General features: G+C 52.6%; 22 protein-coding genes. 15 read left to right on the plus strand and 7 right to left on the minus strand.

Translation table 11 applies throughout. The features are described 5' to 3' along the window. Positions 1–23 precede the first annotated feature (23 nt). Positions 24–1,052: a Mal regulon transcriptional regulator MalI gene (locus tag GFC06_RS16435; RefSeq protein ID WP_016153014.1), complete on the minus strand. Its 1,029-nt coding sequence runs from the start codon at positions 1,050–1,052 to the stop codon at positions 24–26. A 169-nt stretch (positions 1,053–1,221) separates the two neighbouring features. Between GFC06_RS16435 and malX the strand changes: the two genes are divergently transcribed. The 3 genes from malX to add all read left to right on the plus strand — a co-directional run bounded on the left by malX (position 1,222) and on the right by add (position 5,099). Further along, positions 1,222–2,814 carry a maltose/glucose-specific PTS transporter subunit IIBC gene (malX, locus tag GFC06_RS16440; protein WP_075848264.1) on the plus strand — a complete coding sequence of 531 codons (1,593 nt, stop codon included), beginning with the start codon at positions 1,222–1,224 and terminating at the stop codon, positions 2,812–2,814. Positions 2,815–2,824: 10 nt separating this feature from the next. Further along, positions 2,825–3,997 (plus strand): MalY/PatB family protein, encoded by a 1,173-nt coding sequence (locus tag GFC06_RS16445; RefSeq protein WP_153690387.1) that lies wholly within the window; start codon positions 2,825–2,827, stop codon positions 3,995–3,997. Between the two features lie 100 nt (positions 3,998–4,097). Further along, entirely contained in the window at positions 4,098–5,099 is a 1,002-nt protein-coding gene (gene add / locus GFC06_RS16450) for an adenosine deaminase (RefSeq protein ID WP_153690388.1), read from the plus strand. 52 nt (positions 5,100–5,151) lie between these two features. On the opposite strand, the gene GFC06_RS16455 is transcribed toward add, so the two are convergent. After that, on the minus strand, positions 5,152–6,192 hold the full coding sequence (locus GFC06_RS16455; RefSeq protein ID WP_016153010.1) for an oxidoreductase: 1,041 nt from the start codon (positions 6,190–6,192) through the stop codon (positions 5,152–5,154). 241 nt (positions 6,193–6,433) lie between these two features. On the opposite strand from GFC06_RS16455, the gene blr reads away from it, so the two are divergent. From blr to gstA, 12 genes are all read left to right on the plus strand, one after another. After that, entirely contained in the window at positions 6,434–6,559 is a 126-nt protein-coding gene (gene blr / locus GFC06_RS16460; RefSeq protein ID WP_019076739.1) for a division septum protein Blr, read from the plus strand. Positions 6,560–6,852: 293 nt separating this feature from the next. After that, positions 6,853–7,068, plus strand: a complete 216-nt coding sequence (gene ydgT / locus GFC06_RS16465) for a transcription modulator YdgT (RefSeq protein WP_003832804.1) — start codon at positions 6,853–6,855, stop codon at positions 7,066–7,068. A 91-nt stretch (positions 7,069–7,159) separates the two neighbouring features. Further along, entirely contained in the window at positions 7,160–7,600 is a 441-nt protein-coding gene (locus tag GFC06_RS16470; protein WP_016153009.1) for a DUF2569 domain-containing protein, read from the plus strand. Positions 7,601–7,676: 76 nt separating this feature from the next. After that, positions 7,677–8,258: an electron transport complex subunit RsxA gene (rsxA, locus tag GFC06_RS16475; protein ID WP_003029144.1), complete on the plus strand. Its 582-nt coding sequence runs from the start codon at positions 7,677–7,679 to the stop codon at positions 8,256–8,258. Then, on the plus strand, positions 8,258–8,836 hold the full coding sequence (rsxB, locus tag GFC06_RS16480; protein WP_049281812.1) for an electron transport complex subunit RsxB: 579 nt from the start codon (positions 8,258–8,260) through the stop codon (positions 8,834–8,836). The genes rsxA and rsxB overlap by 1 nt, the downstream gene beginning before the upstream one ends. Then, positions 8,829–10,946: an electron transport complex subunit RsxC gene (gene rsxC, locus GFC06_RS16485; protein WP_153690389.1), complete on the plus strand. Its 2,118-nt coding sequence runs from the start codon at positions 8,829–8,831 to the stop codon at positions 10,944–10,946. The genes rsxB and rsxC overlap by 8 nt, the downstream gene beginning before the upstream one ends. Then, a complete protein-coding gene (gene rsxD, locus GFC06_RS16490) occupies positions 10,947–11,999 on the plus strand; it encodes an electron transport complex subunit RsxD (protein ID WP_153690390.1) in 1,053 nt (350 codons plus the stop codon). A 9-nt stretch (positions 12,000–12,008) separates the two neighbouring features. Further along, positions 12,009–12,629 carry an electron transport complex subunit RsxG gene (rsxG, locus tag GFC06_RS16495; RefSeq protein ID WP_016153006.1) on the plus strand — a complete coding sequence of 207 codons (621 nt, stop codon included), beginning with the start codon at positions 12,009–12,011 and terminating at the stop codon, positions 12,627–12,629. 3 nt (positions 12,630–12,632) lie between these two features. Continuing rightward, positions 12,633–13,325, plus strand: coding sequence for an electron transport complex subunit E (locus GFC06_RS16500; protein WP_046276341.1), 693 nt, complete (start codon positions 12,633–12,635; stop codon positions 13,323–13,325). Then, the gene (nth, locus tag GFC06_RS16505) at positions 13,325–13,960 is read left to right on the plus strand and encodes an endonuclease III (RefSeq protein ID WP_016153004.1); all 636 of its coding nucleotides are present in this window, start codon (positions 13,325–13,327) and stop codon (positions 13,958–13,960) included. The genes GFC06_RS16500 and nth overlap by 1 nt, the downstream gene beginning before the upstream one ends. Positions 13,961–14,573: 613 nt before the next feature. Beyond that, positions 14,574–16,079 carry a dipeptide/tripeptide permease DtpA gene (dtpA, locus tag GFC06_RS16510; RefSeq protein ID WP_016153003.1) on the plus strand — a complete coding sequence of 502 codons (1,506 nt, stop codon included), beginning with the start codon at positions 14,574–14,576 and terminating at the stop codon, positions 16,077–16,079. 104 nt (positions 16,080–16,183) lie between these two features. Then, the gene (gene gstA / locus GFC06_RS16515; RefSeq protein WP_016153002.1) at positions 16,184–16,789 is read left to right on the plus strand and encodes a glutathione transferase GstA; all 606 of its coding nucleotides are present in this window, start codon (positions 16,184–16,186) and stop codon (positions 16,787–16,789) included. An 83-nt stretch (positions 16,790–16,872) separates the two neighbouring features. Here the strand turns inward: gstA and pdxY are convergent, their stop codons facing one another. From pdxY to anmK, 5 genes are all read right to left on the minus strand, one after another. Further along, on the minus strand, positions 16,873–17,733 hold the full coding sequence (pdxY, locus tag GFC06_RS16520) for a pyridoxal kinase PdxY (protein ID WP_019076734.1): 861 nt from the start codon (positions 17,731–17,733) through the stop codon (positions 16,873–16,875). Between the two features lie 64 nt (positions 17,734–17,797). Continuing rightward, a complete protein-coding gene (gene tyrS / locus GFC06_RS16525; RefSeq protein ID WP_003836431.1) occupies positions 17,798–19,072 on the minus strand; it encodes a tyrosine--tRNA ligase in 1,275 nt (424 codons plus the stop codon). Between the two features lie 126 nt (positions 19,073–19,198). Beyond that, positions 19,199–19,855 (minus strand): pyridoxamine 5'-phosphate oxidase, encoded by a 657-nt coding sequence (gene pdxH, locus GFC06_RS16530; protein ID WP_047500532.1) that lies wholly within the window; start codon positions 19,853–19,855, stop codon positions 19,199–19,201. A gap of 58 nt (positions 19,856–19,913) precedes the next feature. Beyond that, positions 19,914–20,243: a C-type lysozyme inhibitor gene (mliC, locus tag GFC06_RS16535; RefSeq protein ID WP_141875155.1), complete on the minus strand. Its 330-nt coding sequence runs from the start codon at positions 20,241–20,243 to the stop codon at positions 19,914–19,916. A gap of 87 nt (positions 20,244–20,330) precedes the next feature. Continuing rightward, positions 20,331–21,452, minus strand: a complete 1,122-nt coding sequence (anmK, locus tag GFC06_RS16540; protein WP_016152999.1) for an anhydro-N-acetylmuramic acid kinase — start codon at positions 21,450–21,452, stop codon at positions 20,331–20,333. Between the last annotated feature and the right edge of the window lie 87 nt (positions 21,453–21,539).

Consider the following 21,539-nt stretch of genomic DNA (forward strand, 5'->3'; position numbering starts at 1 on the left):
ATAACAGTGTTTATCGGGCTTTTTTATTTCGCCGCCACCAGACGAGCGGAAAGCGTCAGATTGCGTGAATGACCTTCATCGTGGGCAATGCGTTGTAGCATACGTTCAGCAAGGGTGTATCCCATTTCACGCGCGGGCGAACAGGCCCAGGTAATCGGGATATCGTCCAACGCGTTTTCCGCCACATCAGCGAATCCGGCCAACGATATTTGCTGTTCGAAATAGCGATCGACACCAATTTCACCACTCTGACGTCCTGCTCTCATCAGGCCAAACCAGGCGCCTATGGCGATTATTTCGTTGTAGCACACCACCGCGCTGATAGTGGGATTGCGGCGTAACAGCGCCGTTACCTCTTCTGCGGCCTGCTTCTGGCTGGATGAGCACTCCAGCACCCAGTCGCTATGAAACGGTAAACCATATTTTAGTAACGTTGCACAATAACCGCCGACGCGCTCTGCGCGAGTCAATGAAGAACTCTGCCCGCCCAGCCAGGCAATACGCTGGTGTCCGTGGCGGATAAGATGTTCAACCAGTAACTGTGCAGCCTGCATGTTATCGGGCCTGACGGTGTCTGCGTCATCCATGTAGCTGGCGCGTGATGCAAATACCACCGGGATCCCTTTGTCAGCGGCCAACTGTTGCAGTGCATCACTGCTACCGGCGGCCCCGGCAATGACCACGCCATCCACCCCCTGGTTGAGTAACATCGCGAAACGCTGCGCCAACTGCTCCCCATCTTTACCGCCGTGCAGTAAGAAGACCATGCGCCCCTGCGCTTCTAACGCTTCCGTCAGACCCGCCGTCAGCTCGGCGTAAAACGGCGTTGAAAGATCGCGTACAATCAAACCAACTACTCCGCTCTGCCCGCCGCGCAGCGCTGATGCCTGGCGGTTACGCACAAACCCCAGTTGCTCAATAGCAGCATTCACCCGCTCCCCGGTCGCTGATGAAATTCGCCCTTTTCCACTGAGCACCAATGAGACGGTGCTGACCGAAACCCCCGCAGCCAGCGCAACATCATGGATGGTTATTTTTTTGGCTATAGCCATAAAAACAGAAAACTCCCTGATAACGTGACAGATAAAACGTTTTATCAATCACTTATATTTATACCCCCTATTATCGTTCGATAATGTGATTTATACCGCACTAAAATTAGGTAAAACGTTTTATCTTCTCGCCATCATTAGTCAGCTAGCCTTTACAAGGAGTCGTTTGATGACGGCGAGAACCACACCAAAAATAACGTTATGGGAATTTTTCCAGCAGTTGGGCAAAACCTTTATGCTGCCTGTAGCGCTGCTCTCATTTTGCGGGATCATGTTGGGGATCGGCAGCTCGTTGAGCAGCCATGATGTCTTAACGCTGATCCCGGCGTTGGGGAATCCGCTGCTGCAGGCCATCTTTACCTGGATGAGTAAAGTTGGCTCTTTTGCGTTTAGCTTCCTGCCAGTCATGTTCTGTATTGCCATTCCTCTGGGCCTGGCGCGCGAGAACAAAGGCGTTGCGGCGTTCGCCGGTTTTGTCGGTTATGCGGTCATGAACCTCGCCGTCAATTTCTGGTTAACCGCCAAAGGTATCTTACCCACCACAGATGCGGCGATCCTGAAAGCCAACAACGTGCAAAACATTCTGGGGATCCAGTCGATCGACACCGGGATCCTCGGTGCCGTTATTGCCGGGATCATTGTCTGGATGCTGCATGAACGCTTCCACAACATTCGTCTGCCGGATGCGCTGGCGTTTTTCGGTGGTACGCGCTTTGTGCCTATCATCTCCTCGGTGGTGATGGGATTGGTCGGGCTGGTCATTCCCCTGATTTGGCCAGTTTTCGCCATGGGCATTACCGGACTCGGTCACATCATCAATAGCGCGGGGGAATTTGGTCCTATGCTGTTTGGTACCGGTGAACGTCTGTTGCTGCCTTTTGGCCTGCACCATATTCTGGTGGCACTCATTCGCTTCACCGAAGCTGGCGGCACACAGGAAGTCTGCGGCCATAGCGTGAGCGGCGCACTGACTATTTTCCAGGCTCAACTGAGCTGCCCGACAACGCAAGGTTTCTCTGAAAGCGCAACACGCTTCCTGTCCCAGGGTAAAATGCCGGCGTTCCTCGGCGGTTTACCGGGTGCGGCATTAGCCATGTACCACTGCGCACGCCCTGAAAATCGTCATAAAATTAAAGGGTTATTAATTTCTGGCCTGATTGCCTGTGTCATCGGCGGTACAACTGAACCACTCGAGTTCTTATTCCTGTTCGTCGCTCCGGTTCTGTATGTAATCCACGCCCTGCTAACCGGTCTTGGCTTCACCGTGATGGCGGTGCTTGGCGTCACTATCGGTAACACTGACGGTAACCTGATTGACTTCGTGGTGTTCGGCATCCTGCACGGATTGTCCACCAAGTGGTACCTGGTCCCTGTTGTCGCGGCTATCTGGTTTGCGGTGTACTACGTGATCTTCCGCTTCGCCATCACGCGTTTCAATTTGAAGACGCCGGGCCGTGAAGTCGAAATTGCCAGCAATATCGAAAAAGTAATGGCCGGAGCGCCGGGTAAATCAGGTTACAACGTCCCTGCTATTCTGGCGGCGCTGGGCGGCGCGGAAAACATTGTCAGCCTGGATAATTGCATCACCCGTCTGCGCTTGTCGGTGAAAGATATGTCGCTTGTTAACGTACAGGCTCTGAAGGACAATCGTGCCATTGGCGTAGTACAACTCAATCAGCATAACCTTCAGGTCGTTATCGGTCCGCAGGTCCAGTCAGTGAAAGACGAGATCGCGGTTCTGATGAACACCGTACAGGCTTAAGGACAACAATATGTTTGATTTTTCAAAGGTTGTGGACAGGCACGGTACCTGGTGTACTCAGTGGGATTACGTTGCCGACCGTTTTGGTTCAGCCGACCTGCTGCCATTCACCATCTCCGATATGGATTTTGCCACCGCACCTTGCATTCTGGAGGCGCTGACTCAGCGCCTGTCACATGGCGTGTTGGGTTACAGCCGCTGGAAAAACGATGAGTTTCTGGCGGCGATAAGCCACTGGTTTCTTTCGCGGCATAACACTCAAATAGATCCTCAGTCGCTGGTATATGGCCCCTCGGTCATCTATATGGTGTCGGAGTTGATCCGCCAGTGGTCATCCGTGGGCGATGCGGTGGTTATCCATACTCCGGCTTACGATGCGTTTTACAAAGCGATTGAAGGTAATCAGCGCCAGGTACACGCAGTCGGACTGGAAAAACGCGCCGACGGCTGGTTTTGCGACATGGTTGCGCTGGAGAAAGCCCTGTCTCGACCTGAAAGCAAAATTCTTCTGCTTTGCAGCCCACAAAACCCAACGGGCAAAGTGTGGACGCGCGACGAGCTGGAAACCATGGCAGAACTGTGTCAGCGCCATGGTGTAAAAGTCATCTCCGATGAGATTCATATGGATATGGTATGGTCAGACCGGCCGCACATCCCGTGGAGTAACGTCGCGCGTGGCAGTTGGGCACTGCTCACTTCCGGCTCAAAGAGTTTTAATATTCCGGCACTAACCGGGGCTTACGGACTCATTGAAGATGCTCAAAGCCGCAACGATTACCTCAGCGCGTTAAAAGGCCGCGATGGTCTTTCCTCGCCTGCGGTGCTGGCGCTTAGCGCACATATTGCCGCTTATCAACAGGGTGCAAGCTGGCTTGATGCGCTGCGCGATTATCTTGCCAGCAATCTGCATTACGTTGCGCGTGAGCTTAATGCCGCATTCCCCGAACTCAACTGGCAGATCCCGCAATCCACCTATCTGGCATGGATTGACCTGCGTCCGCTCAATATTGATGACCATGCCTTGCAGGATGCTCTCATCCACCAGCAGAAAGTCGCTATCATGCCGGGATATACCTACGGAGAAGAAGGTCGCGGTTTTGTACGCCTCAATGCCGGATGCCCAAGATCCAAGCTTGAAAAAGGCGTTCAGGGGCTGATTAACGCCATCCGTTCTGTACGCTAATTAAGTTTGCGCAATGAAATTATTCATTGCGCAACATAGCTTTTTATCCCGATTTTTTCATATAATACGACGCACTTTACCTAAATACACGAGTGCGACCATGATTGATACTTCCCTCCCCCTGACCGACGTCCATCGCCACCTTGATGGTAACATCCGTGCCCAAACGATCCTGGATCTGGGTCGTCAGTTCAATTTAACGCTTCCGGCACAAACGCTGGAAATGCTGATCCCTCATGTGCAAGTCACATCAACTGAGCCGGATTTAGTGAGCTTTTTATCCAAGCTCGACTGGGGCGTGAAGGTACTGGCCTCGCTGGATGCGTGTCGCCGCGTGGCATTTGAGAATATTGAGGATGCAGCACGTAACGGTCTGCACTATGTAGAATTACGTTTTTCACCCGGCTATATGGCGATGGCGCATCAGCTCCCGGTTGCGGGCGTGGTTGAAGCCGTCATTGCCGGCGTACGCGAGGGCTGCAAGACCTTTGGCGTCGAAGCTCGCTTAATTGGCATTATGAGCCGTACCTTCGGCGAGGCCGCCTGCCTGCAGGAACTGGATGCGCTGTTAGCCCACCGTGACCATATTACGGCGCTGGATCTGGCGGGTGACGAACTGGGTTTCCCGGGCAGTCTGTTCCTGTCGCATTTCAATCAGGCGCGCGACGCCGGCTGGCGTATTACCGTACATGCGGGCGAAGCCGCGGGACCAGAAAGTATCTGGCAGGCCATTAAAGAGCTGGGCGCAGAACGTATTGGTCACGGCGTTAAAGCCGTTGAAGACCGTGCGTTGATGGATTACCTCGCCGAACACCGTATCGGCATCGAATCCTGCCTGACATCGAACATTCAGACCAGCACCGTCGCCTCTCTGGCAACCCACCCGCTGAAAACATTCCTTGAGCATGGCGTTGTAGCCAGCTTGAATACGGACGATCCGGCGGTACAGGGTGTGGATATTATTCACGAGTACACCATTGCCGCGCCAGCAGCAGGACTCACGCGCGAACAGATCCGTCAGGCGCAAATCAACGGCCTGGAAATGGCATTTCTGAGTAACGAAGAAAAACGTGCCCTGCGCGAGAAAGTCGCCGCAGCGTGACGGTTAAAGTGCCGGATGAGATGCTGAGCATCACCATCCGGCATTTGCCTAATCAGGCAAGGCACAGCGTCGAGCGATGTTTCGCCGATTCAAGACCCAGCTCAATCAGCTCCATGATTTGAATAGCTTGTCTCGCCGGTACCGGGTTTTCACCATGACCATTTAGCGCATCACGAATGCCAGCATAGTACGCCGGGTAATTACCCGGTACAGTCAGCCAGGTCTCTTCAACCTGCTCTTCGCCTTCTATTCGCGTCAACACGCCATCGCGCATGTCGTAACCCCAGTCTTCCTGAGGCAGTCGCTCGCCATTTTTCAGGCGCTCTTCCTGCGGGTCAAGACCATACTTCACATAGCTGCCACGCGATCCATGCACGATATAACGGGCCGACTCAGCGGCAGCGAGCATGGTGCCGTGCAGAATCACACGACGCTGCGGGTAAGTCAGGATGGCATGGAAGTAATCCGTCGCTTGCGCACCTGGGCGAAGCTGAGCCAGGTCTACCGTCATGCTGACGGGCAAACCAAACAGGTTAATCGCCTGATCCAGAAGATGCGGTGCTAAATCATACCAGATGCCGCTTCCTGGACCACCCTGTTCACGCCAGCGATCACGAACCTGCGGGCGGAATCGATCGAAATGGGATTCGAAATACGCCACCTCCCCCAAAACGCCATCCGCCAGCAGGGCTTTCAACGTCAGAAAATCACTGTCCCAGCGGCGGTTATGGAAAACGGACAGCACGCGGCCAAGGCTACGCGCCAACGCATCCAGTTCGCGCGCTTGTGACAGTGTCACGGTGAAAGGCTTATCAACAACCACATGTTTGCCCGCTTCCAGCGCAGCCTTCGCTAACGGGAAGTGAGTGTCATTAGGCGTGGGGATCACAATCAGGTCGATATTCGGATCGTTAAAAAGGTGTTTAGGCTCAGCAACAACCGCCACCGTTGGCCAGTCTGCCTTCACTTTTGCTTCATCACTACTGGAAACCGCAGCCAGTTCGAGGCCCGGTGTGCCCACAATCAGGGGGGCATGGAAGGTTTTACTGGCGTAACCATAGCCAATTAGCCCAACGCGGATGTTGTCACTCATGTTATAGCCTCTCAATTCAGGACTGACCTATTTCACACCATACCCTGCAACGTCTCAATAGTTTAATAACCATTTCGCTACAAAGGTTGTTTATTAACTTAAGTCAAACATATGCCACTTATGCTTAACTTGCAGCGAAAAAGAGGGAGAAATCGTTCCCAATTATCTTGCTGTATTATTGAGAGATTAGTAACATTTGCAGCCTGTGTTTATGGATAAATCAAAGCAAATGTCATCAGTAATGAATCGTCTTATTGAATTAGCAGGTTGGATTGTTCTCACCGTCTCTGTGATCCTGCTGGGTGTTGCCAATCATATTGACAATTACCAGCCACCGGAGCCCGTTGCTGCTGTGCAGAAGAAATAAGCATCTGCAGTCCCTTATAACCCGGCAATTAACATCGAGTAACGGCAGGGTTTGGCTGCAAAAGATCGAATTTTGTCAAAAAAAGAGAATAATGCCGCATCCCACTCCGGTGCATATTGCCTGCTGTAGCGAAGCGCGTTACCCTTACCGCAGGTGCGCATAGCGCCTGCTTTTCCACAGGTATGAACACTCTTCTCACATTTGCGCGTCAATCCGCTTTTACCTGTGCAGGTTGTTTATTATTTATATTTACTACTCCGTTGGTATTATTTTATTAATATGGATTTCCATTTATGACTGTTCAGGATTACTTATTAAAATTCCGCAAAATCAGTTCACTCGAAAGTCTGGAAAAACTGTTCGACCATCTTAACTACACGCTCACCGACGATAGCGACATTATCAATATGTATCGCGCTGCAGACCATCGCCGTGCGGAGCTTATCTCAGGAGGTCGTCTGTTTGATGTTGGTCAGGTACCCAAATCAGTCTGGCATTACGTGCAATAAAGAAGAAAGTAGCGCTCAACGTTAAAAGCTTTATAATAATTGCCCCAAAATGAATGGCATGTTTGATTGCGCGCGTAAACCTGGAGAAGAGATGACTACCACACCGGCACAACGTATCGGGGGCTGGCTACTTGGGCCACTGGCCTGGCTGTTAGTCGCATTGTTGAGCGCTTCGCTGGCGTTATTACTTTATGTCACTGCGCTGGCTACACCGCAAACCTTCCAAACGCTGGGTGCGCAAAGTACGGCAAATTTGCTGTTATGGGGCGTCTCTTTTATTACCGCGATTGCCATGTGGTATTACACGCTGTGGCTGACGATTGCGTTTTTCAAACGCAGAGCCTGTGTGCCTAAGCATTATATTCTATGGCTGCTGATCTCCGTGTTACTGGCGATTAAAGCGTTTGCGTTTTCACCGGTTCCGGACGCCTTTGCCGTGCGCCAACTGCTGTTCCCATTGCTGGCTGCAGCACTGTTGGTGCCCTATTTCAAACGCTCGCAACGCGTTAAATCGACGTTTGTGAATCCGTAATAACCCTACAGTTAACCTGTTGTCGCCTGTTGTAGATTGTCAGATAATAGGCGGCTTTTTTATTTCAGGCCGAAAAATGACTGATTACCTGCTGCTGTTTGTCGGAACTGTACTGGTCAATAACTTTGTACTGGTCAAGTTTCTGGGGCTCTGCCCGTTTATGGGCGTTTCCAAAAAACTGGAAACCGCAATGGGTATGGGCCTTGCCACGACGTTTGTCATGACACTGGCATCCATCTGCGCATGGCTGATTGACACCTGGATCCTCATTCCACTCAATCTCATCTATCTGCGCACGTTGGCTTTTATTCTGGTCATCGCCGTCGTCGTGCAATTTACCGAGATGGTTGTACGCAAAACCAGCCCTGCACTTTACCGCCTGCTGGGGATCTTCCTACCACTGATCACCACTAACTGCGCGGTATTAGGCGTGGCGTTACTGAACATCAACCTCGGTCATAACTTTTTACAGTCGGCGCTATACGGTTTTTCCGCCGCCGTCGGCTTCTCACTGGTGATGGTACTGTTCGCCGCGATCCGCGAACGCCTCGCCGTGGCGGACGTGCCTGCTCCGTTTCGCGGTAATGCGATTGCGCTGATTACCGCTGGTTTAATGTCATTGGCCTTTATGGGCTTTAGTGGTTTGGTGAAGTTGTAATGAATGCTATCTGGATTGCCGTTGCCGCAGTGAGTCTACTGGGTCTGGCGTTCGGCGCTATTTTGGGTTACGCCTCACGACGTTTTGCCGTCGAAGATGATCCTGTCGTGGAGAAAATTGATGAAATTCTCCCGCAAAGCCAGTGTGGACAATGCGGCTATCCGGGCTGTCATCCTTACGCTGAAGCGATCGGTTCTCAGGGCGAAAAAATCAACCGTTGCGCACCCGGAGGCGAAGCGGTGATGTTAAAAATTGCCGCCCTGCTGAACGTCGACCCGCAACCGATTGATGGTGATGAACACGATATTACCCCCGTGCGTATGCTGGCGGTCATTGATGAAAATAACTGTATCGGTTGTACAAAGTGCATTCAGGCCTGCCCGGTTGATGCGATCGTGGGCGCGACCCGCGCTATGCACACAGTGATGAGCGATCTCTGCACCGGGTGCAACCTGTGCGTTGATCCGTGCCCGACGCAATGTATCGAATTACGCCCGGTGGCCGAGACACCTGATAGCTGGAAATGGGATTTAAACACCATCCCTGTGCGCATCATTCCCGTGGAACAACATGTTTAACTTATTCTCTGCATTCAGAAAAAACAAAATCTGGGACTTTGATGGCGGCATTCATCCACCAGAAATGAAGACCCAGTCGAACGGTACGCCGCTGCGACAGGTTCCGCTGGCGCCACGCTTTGTTATTCCGCTGAAACAACATATTGGCGCGGAGGGTGAGCTGTGCGTAAACGTAGGCGACACCGTGCTGCGTGGTCAGGCGTTAACCCTTGGGCGTGGTAAAATGCTTCCGGTACATGCGCCAACGTCAGGCACCGTTGTTGCTATTGCGCCGCATTCTACTGCACATCCATCGGCATTAGCTGAGCTGAGCGTTATTATTGACGCCGATGGCGAAGATCGCTGGATTGAGCGAGACGGCTGGGCCGATTACCGTTCCCGCAGCCGGGAAGAGCTGATCGCACGTATTCACCAGTTCGGCGTCGCCGGACTGGGTGGCGCGGGTTTTCCCACCGGCGTTAAGCTGCAGGGCGGCGGAGATAAAATTGAAACGCTGATAATTAACGCTGCTGAATGCGAGCCGTACATTACGGCTGATGACCGCCTGATGCAGGACTGCGCGGCGCAGGTCGTCGAAGGTATCCGCATCCTGGCGCATATTCTTCAGCCACGCGAAATTCTACTGGGCATTGAAGATAACAAGCCACAGGCAATTTCCATGCTGCGCGCGGTGCTGGCTGATTCACACGATATCAGCTTACGCGTGATCCCCACCAAGTACCCGTCAGGCGGGGCCAAACAGTTAACGCAAATCCTGACCGGCAAGCAGGTTCCCCACGGGGGACGCTCCTCAGATATCGGCGTGCTGATGCAAAACGTTGGAACCGCCTACGCGATTAAACGTGCGGTGATTGACGGAGAACCGATTACCGAACGTGTCGTGACGCTGACCGGCGAAGCCGTCAGCCGTCCGGGCAACGTCTGGGCGCGTTTAGGCACGCCGGTTCGTCATCTGCTCAACGACGCGGGCTTCTGCCCTTCCGCCGACCAGATGGTGATTATGGGCGGGCCGCTGATGGGCTTTACGCTGCCGTGGCTGGATGTACCGGTGGTGAAGATAACCAACTGTCTTCTGGCGCCCTCTGCCAGTGAAATGGGAGAAACGCAGGAAGAGAAAGGCTGCATTCGCTGTAGCGCATGCGCCGATGCCTGTCCGGCCGATCTCCTGCCGCAACAGCTTTATTGGTTCAGTAAAGGGCAGCAGCACGACAAAGCAACGGCGCACAATATCGCGGACTGCATTGAATGCGGTGCCTGCGCCTGGGTATGCCCAAGCAATATTCCACTGGTGCAGTATTTCCGTCAGGAAAAAGCCGAGATTTATGCCATTAGTCAGGAAGAAAAACGTGCCGCTGAAGCGAAAGCGCGATTTGAAGCCCGACAGGCGCGACTCGAACGTGAAAAAGCAGCACGTCTTGAACGTCACAAAAGCGCTGCCGTTCAGCCTGCGGCTAAAGATCATGATGCCATTGCCGCCGCGCTGGCTCGCGTAAAAGAAAAGCAGGCTCAGGCAATGCAGCCGGTAGTCATTCAGGCTGGCGAAAAACCTGACAATAGTGCCGTGATTGCCGCACGCGAGGCGCGTAAGGCGCAAGCTCGCGCAACCCGGATGGAAAACCCTCCCCAAACAGGAGGCAGCAGTACAGAGGTCGATCCGCGTAAAGCTGCAGTTGAAGCGGCAATCGCTCGTGCCAAAGCCCGCAAGCTTGAGCAGGAAACCGTAACGGAAACAGCCGAACCGGTCGATCCGCGTAAAGCCGCCGTGGAAGCGGCTATCGCCCGCGCCAAAGCTCGCAAGCTCGAGCAGCAGACGGTTACGGAAACGGTCGAACCGGTGGATCCGCGTAAAGCCGCCGTGGAAGCGGCTATCGCCCGCGCCAAAGCCCGCAAGCTCGAACAGCAGGCGGTTACGGAAACGGTCGAACCGGTGGATCCGCGTAAAGCCGCCGTGGAAGCGGCTATCGCCCGCGCCAAAGCTCGCAAGCTCGAGCAGCAGACGGTTACGGAAACAGTCGAACCGGTGGATCCGCGTAAAGCCGCCGTCGCGGCCGCTATTGCACGCGCTCAGGCAAAGAAAGCCGCCCAGCAGCAGGTTGTAAACGAGGAATAAATGGTATTCAGAATAGCAAGCTCCCCTTATACCCATAACCAGCGCCAGACATCGCATATCATGATGCTGGTGTTACTGGCTGCATTGCCGGGGATCGCCGCTCAGCTGTGGTTCTTTGGCTGGGGTACGTTGTTCCAGATAGTTCTGGCCGCCATCAGCGCTATCGCCGCCGAAGCGGGCGTGCTTAAACTGCGCAAACAACCCATTGTCGCGATTTTAAAAGACAACTCCGCATTGCTCACCGGGTTACTGCTGGCCGTGAGTATTCCCCCGCTCGCCCCCTGGTGGATGGTAGTTTTAGGCACGGTATTCGCCGTTATCATTGCTAAACAGCTGTATGGCGGCCTCGGTCAGAACCCGTTTAACCCCGCCATGATTGGTTACGTGGTGCTGCTGATTTCATTCCCGGTACAGATGACAAGCTGGCTGCCGCCGCATGAAATTGCGGCGACTGTGCCTGGTTTTTTTGACGCCCTGAACGTTATCTTTAGCGGACATACCGCCAGCGGCGGGGATATGAACACGCTGCGTATGGGTATTGATGGTATCAGTCAGGCAACACCTCTCGATACCTTTAAGACTTCGCTGCATGCGGGACGTACTGTTGAGCAGGTGATGCAATACCCAATCTACAGCGGCATGCTTGCAGGCGCTGGCTGGCAGTGGGTTAACCTTGCCTGGCTGGTGGGCGGCGTCGTGTTGCTATGGCAGAAAGCGATTCGCTGGCATATCCCGGTTAGCTTCCTGCTGTCGCTCGCCGTTTGTGCCACTTTAGGCTGGATTTTCTCGCCAGATTCGCTGGCCTCGCCTCAGTTGCACCTACTTTCCGGCGCGACCATGCTGGGTGCATTCTTTATTCTTACCGATCCCGTTACAGCATCAACAACCAACCGTGGCCGCCTGATTTTTGGCGCACTTGCGGGCCTGTTAGTGTGGTTGATTCGCAGTTTTGGCGGTTATCCTGATGGCGTGGCTTTTGCCGTATTGCTGGCAAATATCACGGTTCCCCTGATTGATTATTACACCCGCCCTCGCGTGTACGGACATCGCTAAGGACTCCCTATGCTGAAAACGATTCGTAAACACGGTATTACTCTGGCGCTGTTTGCAGCGGGCTCGACGGGGTTAACCGCGGCAATCAATCAATTAACCAAGTCCACCATTGATGAACAAGCCGCGCTGCAGCAAAAAACGCTGTTCGATCAGGTTCTGCCAGGCGATCGCTACAATAATAACTTGTCCGAAAGTTGTTATCTGGTCGATGCGCAGGCGTTGGGCAAAGGTACTCACCGAGTGTATATTGCCCGCCAGGACGATCGTCCCGTTGCAGCAATTCTTGAAGCTACGGCGCCAGATGGTTATTCCGGGGCTATTCAACTGCTGGTTGGTGTCGATTTTTCGGGTACCGTGTTGGGTACGCGGGTGACCGAACATCATGAAACGCCAGGGCTGGGCGATAAAATCGAACTGCGACTGTCCGACTGGATCACCCACTTTAGCGGCAAAACGATCGCTGCGGGTAACGACGCTCACTGGGCGGTGAAAAAAGACGGCGGCGACTTTGACCAGTTTACTGGCGCAACCATTACGCCGCGTGCGGTAGTTAATGCAGTAAAACGCGCCGGTTTGTATGCGCAGACGCTGCCCGCGCAACTTCCTCAACTTAGCGCCTGTGGAGAATAAACCATGAGCGAAATTAAAGACGTTATTGTCCAAGGGTTATGGAAAAATAACTCCGCGCTTGTGCAGTTACTCGGGATGTGTCCGCTGTTGGCCGTCACCTCGACTGCCACTAACGCGCTGGGCCTGGGACTCGCGACTACGCTCGTCCTGACGCTGACGAATCTGACGATTTCTGCCCTTCGTCGCTGGACACCGCCTGAAATTCGTATTCCGATTTATGTCATGATCATCGCCTCCGTGGTGAGCGCGGTGCAAATGTTGATCAATGCCTACGCTTTTGGCCTGTATCAGTCTCTGGGCATCTTTATCCCGCTGATTGTGACCAACTGTATTGTTGTTGGCCGCGCTGAAGCCTTCGCAGCCAAAAAAGGCCCTGCGCTATCCGCACTCGATGGTTTTTCCATCGGCATGGGCGCAACTGGCGCCATGTTTGTTCTGGGCTCGCTACGTGAAATAATTGGTAACGGTACACTCTTTGATGGCGCAGACGGTTTGTTGGGTAGCTGGGCCAAAGTATTGCGCGTTGAGATCTTTCATACCGATACGCCGTTTCTGCTGGCCATGCTGCCACCAGGCGCGTTTATTGGCCTGGGTCTGATGCTGGCTGTTAAGTATCTGATTGATGAGAAAATGAAGAAACGTCGTGCCGAGGCGGCTGTCATGAACAGTCCGGCTGGTGAAACAGGGAATGTGTAATGAACAAAGCAAAACGGCTGGAAATACTGACGCGCCTGCGTGAGAACAATCCGCATCCGACAACCGAGCTAAATTTTACATCGCCGTTCGAACTGCTGATTTCAGTCTTGCTCTCCGCGCAGGCCACCGATGTCAGCGTCAATAAAGCGACGGCTAAGCTCTACCCCATCGCCAATACGCCAGCCGCGATGCTGGAGCTTGGCGTTGAAGGGGTTAAGTCCTACATCAAGACAATCGGTTTGTTTAACAGCAAAGCGGAGAACGTGATTAAAACCTGCCGCATTCTGCTGGAGCAACATAATGGCGAAGTGCCTGAAGACCGGGCCGCATTAGAAGCCCTGCCCGGGGTTGGGCGAAAGACGGCTAATGTGGTGTTAAATACCGCCTTTGGCTGGCCCACTATTGCCGTAGACACCCATATTTTTCGCGTTTGTAATCGTACCCAGTTCGCCCCGGGTAAAAACGTAGAGCAGGTTGAAGAGAAGCTGCTGAAAGTCGTACCCAGTGAATTTAAAGTCGATTGCCATCACTGGTTAATTCTTCATGGCCGCTACACCTGTATAGCCAGAAAGCCGCGCTGCGGTTCCTGCATTATCGAAGATCTTTGCGAATTCAAAGAGAAAGTCGATATCTGATGCTGCCGGGGCATACTGCTTGCCCCTCGCTAACATAACGATTAGTTATGCACTCCCCTGAGTTTATTTTCCCGACAATGATGCCGTTCAACCGCGCATATCTAATGCAATATTCTTGTTAATTAACACCTGAGCAGGTTAATCGTTTTTTTAGTAAAAGAAATTTCTATCTATACGTGATCCAGATCATCCAGATAACACAATGTTAAAAAATATTTATTTTTTAGTTAAAGTGACAATCACATGACCTAACTGAACAGTTTCTAAACAAAACATTACACTGGCTATTTTTCAGATAATGGCCTATATCACTGGATTCAAGCGCAAATAGCAGAACATATCGCCACATTACGGTTTTTACCCTGATTAAACAGTGTAAAAATCTGCCATTTTTCAAATGAAGAAATTTAACGCTAGATAACATTTCACAGTCCCGACGATTTCACCAGTCATGATATATGTAACAGATTATTACAAACCACTTGTCTGAATGGTCAAGATAGTGAACATTACTTGCCGTTTCCCCTCCCACTATAACAATCGGACGGATGAACTTGACTCATCACGTGCCTGAACACCCCCGTTGATATGGGATGTAAAAAAAGAGGTAAAAGTGTCTACTGCAAACAATAAACCAACAGAAAGCGTGAGTTTAAACGCCTTCAAACAACCAAAAGCGTTCTATCTCATTTTCTCTATTGAGCTGTGGGAGCGTTTTGGTTATTACGGCCTGCAAGGAATTATGGCCGTCTACCTGGTTAAACAACTGGGTATGTCAGAAGCGGATTCCATCACCCTTTTCTCGTCCTTTAGCGCCCTGGTGTACGGTCTGGTTGCCATTGGAGGCTGGTTAGGTGATAAAGTTCTGGGTACAAAACGTGTCATTATGCTGGGTGCCGTTGTCCTGGCCATCGGTTATGCGTTGGTAGCATGGTCTGGTCACGATGCGGGTATCGTTTATATGGGCATGGCGGCCATCGCGGTCGGTAACGGCCTGTTTAAAGCAAACCCATCATCCCTGCTCTCTACCTGCTATGCCAAAGATGACCCGCGTCTTGATGGTGCATTTACCATGTACTACATGTCCGTCAACATCGGTTCATTCTTCTCTATGCTGGCAACACCGTGGTTGGCTGCGCATTACGGCTGGAGCACCGCGTTCGCTCTGAGCGTCGTGGGTATGCTGATTACCGTTGTTAACTTCGCATTCTGTCAGCGCTGGGTTAAACAGTACGGTTCTAAACCTGACTTTGAGCCGATCAACTTCCGTAACCTGTTGCTGACTATTGTTGGCGTCGTGGTACTGATCGCGATTGCAACCTGGTTGCTGCACAACCAGCAGATCGCTCGTATGGTTCTGGGCGTCATTGCTCTGGGTATCGTGTTTATCTTCGGTAAAGAAGCATTCACCATGCACGGTGCTGCGCGTCGTAAAATGATCGTCGCCTTCATTCTGATGCTGGAAGCGATTATCTTCTTCGTGCTTTACAGCCAGATGCCGACCTCACTGAACTTCTTCGCGATTCGTAACGTTGAGCACTCTATTCTTGGCATTGCTTTCGAACCTGAGCAGTACCAGGCACTGAACCCGTTCTGGATCATCATTGGTAGCCCAATCCTTGCCGCTATCTATAACAAGATGGGCGATACCCTGCCGATGCCAACCAAGTTTGCAATTGGTATGGTGCTGTGTTCCGGTGCGTTCCTGATCCTGCCGCTGGGTGCTAAATTCGCTACCGATGCGGGCATCGTTTCCGTTAACTGGCTGATCATCTGCTACGGTCTGCAAAGTATCGGTGAACTGATGATCTCCGGTCTGGGTCTGGCAATGGTGGCTCAGTTGGTTCCGCAACGCCTGATGGGCTTCATCATGGGTAGCTGGTTCCTGACTACTGCCGGTGCAAACATCATCGGTGGTTACGTAGCCAACATGATGGCTGTACCAGAGAACGTCACTGACCCGCTGATGTCCCTTGAAGTCTACGGTCGTGTGTTCCTGCAGATTGGTGTTGCTACGGCTGTTATCGCTGTTCTGATGCTGCTGACGGCACCGAAACTGAATCGTATGACTCAGGACGATGACGTCAATGAGAAAGCCTCTAAGGCCGCGACAGCGTAATTCTCAGGGAAACTCTTTTTCAGGCCGCTAACTGGTGTTAGCGGCTTTTTTTTTGCCTGAGCTAGCACTACCATACGATATACCTCAGCCAAAAGGAGTTACCGATGAAACTGTTCTACAAACCGGGCGCTTGTTCTCTTGCTTCCCACATCACACTTCGTGAGAGCGGTAAAGATTTCACGCTGGATGGTGTTGATCTGATGAAGAAGCGTCTGGAAAACGGCGATGATTTTTTCGCGGTAAACCCAAAAGGGCAAGTTCCCGCGCTGCTGCTGGATGACGGTACGCTACTGACCGAAGGCGTCGCCATCATGCAATACCTGGCGGACACCGTTCCAGACCGTCAACTCCTTGCCCCGACCAGCAGCCTCTCCCGTTACAAAACCATTGAATGGCTTAACTACATTGCGACAGAACTGCATAAAGGCTTTACCCCACTGTTCCGTCCCGATACGCCGGAAGACTTCAAGCCAACCGTTCGCGCGCTGCTGGAGAAAAAAATGCAGTATGTGAACGACGCGCTGCAAGATAACCAATGGATCTGCGGTTCGCGCTTCAGCATTGCGGACGCCTATTTGTTCACCGTGCTGCGTTGGGCCTATGCGGTTAAGCTGAATATGGCAGGATTAAGCAATATCGATGCGTATATGGCGCGTATGGCTGAACGTCCGGCGGTTGCCGCGGCGTTGAAAGCAGAAGGGTTAAATTAATTGTTGTTGCCGGGTAGCGCTTGCGCTTACCCGGCCTACAGCCAAACGCAGGCCCGATAAGCGTGAGCGCCATCGGGCATTGGTTATAGCTGCGTCGCGCTGAAGTAGTGTTCAGGCTTCGCGATACAATCCTGCGCAGCCACGACCTGCAGCTCATACTCGTGCATTTTTTTGGTGGCAATCATCACTTCGTACACCGCCGCCGTCACGTGCTCCAGCGCCTGCTGTAAAGACGCGCCCTGCAGCAGTTTAACCAACAATAAGCCGCTGGTGACATCACCCACGCCAACCGGTTGACGAGCGCCAAAATCGACTAACGGTCGGCTGATATGCCACGCTTGTTCAGCAGTAACTAACAGCATCTCGAAACGATCTGCGCTGATACCCGCGCGAGCCAGATGCTTCACCAGCACAATTTCTGGTCCCTGAGCGATGAGCTCACGCGCTGCCGCCACGGCCTCATTGACATTATTCACCGCATGCTCGCACAGAATTTCGAGCTCAACCAAATTCGGGGCGATAATATCGCTGGCAGGAAGCGCATGGCGTACATGAAACTCAGCTACGCCCGGCGCGACGATACACCCTTTTTCCGGATGGCCCATCACCGGGTCACAAAAATATTTCGCCTGCGGATTGGCCGCTTTTACTTTGCGTACAATACCCAGAATATGCTCGCCCTGTTCAGCCGAGCCAAGATAGCCGCTCAGTACTGCGTCACAAGTCTGGAGTTTATCGATATCGGCAATACCCTGGACAATGTCAGTCAGATGACTCGGCGGCATAACGCAACCGGTCCATTTGCCGTACTGTGTGTGGTTAGAAAACTGAACGGTATTCAGCGGCCAGACATTTGCGCCAAGACGACGCATTGGAAATTCTGCTGCACTGTTGCCCGCATGACCAAAAACAACGTGGGACTGGATGGCGAGGATATTCTTCATTTTACTTACCACAACCCTGAAAAAATAAAGGGGCGTAGTTTCCCACGCCCCTGCTAACTAAATCTTACTTCCAGCAAATCAGACAATAGTTCTTCTTGCCACGGCGCAGTAAGGTGTAGCGCCCGAACAGGATATCACTCTCCTGGAAGAAATATTCCGGATCGGATTGCTTCTCACCGTTGATGGTCACCGCATTAGACGCGATAGTCTTACGTGCCTGGCCGCGAGAAGGTTGCAGCTCGGAGTCCACCAGCGCCTGCATCAGATCGGCACCTTTGTCCATCTCGATCATCGGCACGCCATCCTGCGCCAGCTGTTCGAAATCCGCTTCGCTCAAATCGCTCAGATTACCGTTGAACAAGCTTTCGGTAATACGTTTTGCCGCTACCAGACCTTCTTCGCCGTGAACCAGACGCGTTACTTGCTCAGCCAGAACATACTGGGCGCGCGGCGCTTTACCGCTATTTTTATCTTCTTCTTCCAGCGCATTGATCTCTTCAATGTCCATGAAGGTGAAGAATTTCAGGAAGCGATAAACATCCGCATCGGCGGTATTGATCCAGAACTGGTAGAATTTGTACGGACTGGTTTTCTTCGGATCCAGCCACACAGCGCCGCCTTCCGTCTTACCGAATTTCGTGCCGTCAGCTTTAGTGATCAACGGAACGGTCAGACCAAACACCTGGTTCTGGTGCAGGCGACGGGTCAAATCGATACCCGAAGTAATGTTGCCCCACTGGTCAGAACCACCAATCTGCAGCGCAACACCGTGCAGTTTGTTCAGGCAGGCAAAGTCATAACCCTGCAGCAGGTTGTAAGAAAACTCGGTAAAAGAGATCCCCTGATCGTCACGGTTCAGACGCTGCTTCACCGCTTCTTTGTTGATCATCTGGTTAACGGAGAAGTGTTTGCCGATATCACGCAGGAAAGTCAGTACATTCATACTGCCAAACCAGTCATAGTTGTTCGCAGCAATCGCCGAGTTGTCGCCACAGTCGAAATCGAGGAACGGCGCAACCTGTTTGCGGATTTTATCCACCCACTCCTGCACGGTGTCTTCGGTATTCAGTTTACGCTCGGCGGCTTTAAAGCTCGGGTCACCAATCAGACCGGTTGCGCCGCCCACCAGTGCGACAGGTTTATGGCCTGCCTGCTGGAAGCGTTTCAGGCATAACAATGGAACCAGATGCCCCAAATGCAAGCTGTCAGCGGTAGGATCGAAGCCGCAATAGAGCGCGATCGGGCCTTGCGCCAGTCGCTCTGCTAACGCTTCCTCGTCCGTCACCTGGGCCACCAGCCCCCGCTCTTGCAATTGTTTAATCAAGTTACTGCTTGCCATCAAAATCTCCATGTATAAAACGACTGCACCTTAGCCGGTACACGACTTTTCGCCTGATGCGAAAGAAACATAGAATAAAGCGCCGGATTGTTCAGCACCAGCGCTTAAAACAAGAATTTTGCATCTTTAGGGGGCCAGGCGATCAATTTTCCACGCGTTATCTTCGCGTTGGTATAAAAAACGATCGTGCAGACGGTTTTCGCCACCCTGCCAGAACTCCATCTGCTCAATACTCACGCGAAAGCCTCCCCAGAAACTGGGCAGTGGAACGTCCCCTTGCTGAAACTTCTGCTTCAGTTCGAGGAATTTGCTTTCCAGAATACCGCGCGCGGAGATCCGACTGGATTGCTTAGAGACCCAGGCGCCAATCTGGCTATCACGTGGGCGACTGTGGAAGTATTTCACCACTTCCAGCGTGGACAGGCGCTCAGCCTTGCCGATCACCATCACCTGCCGTTCCAGCGTATGCCAGGGAAACAGGAGGCTGATGCGTGGGTTTTTCTCAATCTGATGTGCCTTACGGCTACCGAGGTTGGTATAGAAAACCAGCCCTTTATCATCATAATGTTTGAGCAACACGATACGCTGATAAGGCTGACCGTTTTCATCGACGGTAGCAACGACCATCGCAGTGGGATCGGCCAGTTTGGCGTCACAGGCTTGCCCCAGCCAGCGCTCGAACAGCGCAAGGGGCTCGGCGGGAAGATCGCGGCGGCGGAGACCGCCTTTCGTGTATTCACGGCGCAAATGCGCGATTTGCTGCAATTCGTCGTTATCAGACATGATGTTGGCTACGGATTGTCAGTGGGTGACGCTATTGTGCGCCGCCCAGGTGAAAATCTCAACGCTTCGGGTTCTGTAACTGACAGTTATTTAGCACAATTCTGTCTCGTTTATAGACCGTTGCCTCATCGCCTTTAGACCAGAAGACGTAAATACCATCGGTATAGCGAGCACCTGATGCCGACACGCCCTGTTTGAGGTTCAATAGCTGATTATCATAAACAAAACTCGCCATCTGACGGGTATTGTTCAGCTTCACGGTAAGCGGTTTTTCTTCACAGCGGTATTCGAGGGTATCCGTTTGCATACGCTCGACAAATTGGTTGTACACGCTGCACCCGCTAAGCAGTACCGGCAGACACACTAACAACAGTTTTTTCATAGCCATATCCTGAAGACTTTCCTGGTCCTGGAGGGTAATGGCACCCTCCCTAATATCCCTAGTTTATCGACATATGGCGCTGAATAATTTCAGTTAACTCTGAGTTCGTGGGTTAGCAGGGTAAATTGCCCCTAAAACGCTCGGTTCTGATGCGCCGGTCACAGAAGGCAGATTTCCCGGTAATCCCGCCAGCGTTCGCCACGCCAGCCAGGCAAAAGCCAGGGCCTCCATATCATCGCCGCTGATCCCAGCCTCATCGGTTGAAGTGACCTCTGTCCCTGGCAATAACGCCGCCAGACGCATCATCAGCAGCGGATTACGGCTGCCGCCGCCGCATACCATTAGCCGTTCACAGCCTCCGCTTAGCAAGACCTGCTCGGAAATGGTCACGGCCGTCAGTTCGGCAAGCGTCGCCTGCACATCCCGCGGGCTTATTCCCGGGAACTGCGCCATATGACGTTCTATCCAGCCATAATTGAAATACTCGCGGCCGGTGCTTTTCGGCGCAGGCGCAGAAAAATAAGGATCGTTAAGCATATTTTGCAGTAAAGGCAGGATCACCGTTCCCGATGTGGCCCACTGCGCATCTTTGTCGTAGGGTTGGCCGCATTGCCGCCAGATCCAGGCATCCATCAGCATATTGCCCGGCCCGGTGTCGTAACCGCGAACGGGTTGCTGTGGGATAAGCAGAGACAGATTGGCAATTCCGCCGATGTTTAGCACCATCCGCCGCTCCGTTGGATGAGCCAACAGCGCCTGATGAAAAGCGGGAACCAACGGCGCGCCCTGCCCGCCGAGAGCGATATCGCGGCGACGAAAATCGCCGATCACCGTTATCCCGGTACGCGCGACGATTTGATTGTTGTCGCCAATTTGCAGCGTGTGCGGCGCGATTCCCGTCGGTTCATGCCACACGGTTTGCCCATGACAGCCAATCGCAACGATCTCCTGCGGTTTCAATTTTTCCTGTGCCAACAGTGCATTCACCGCCTCGGCAAACAGATAACCGAGCTGTGCGTCGAGTTGGCCAAACTGCGATAGCGTAAGCTGCTGCCCCTGGCAGATATCCAGGATCGCCTGCTTTATATGGAGAGGAATAGGCCAGGTCAGACTCGCCTGTTGCGCAACCATCGTTTCATCTATCGTCGCCAGCACAACATCGACACCATCAAGGCTGGTTCCAGACATTACACCGATAAAACGGCCCGATTTCATATGTCATCCTTTTAAGCAAATTAGCCTTGACACTCAACCATAAAGTGCCGACTAATGCCATGCTTCCTTAATGATTTTTGAGGGCTA

Source organism: Citrobacter braakii, assembly GCF_009648935.1.
GTDB lineage: Bacteria > Pseudomonadota > Gammaproteobacteria > Enterobacterales > Enterobacteriaceae > Citrobacter > Citrobacter braakii.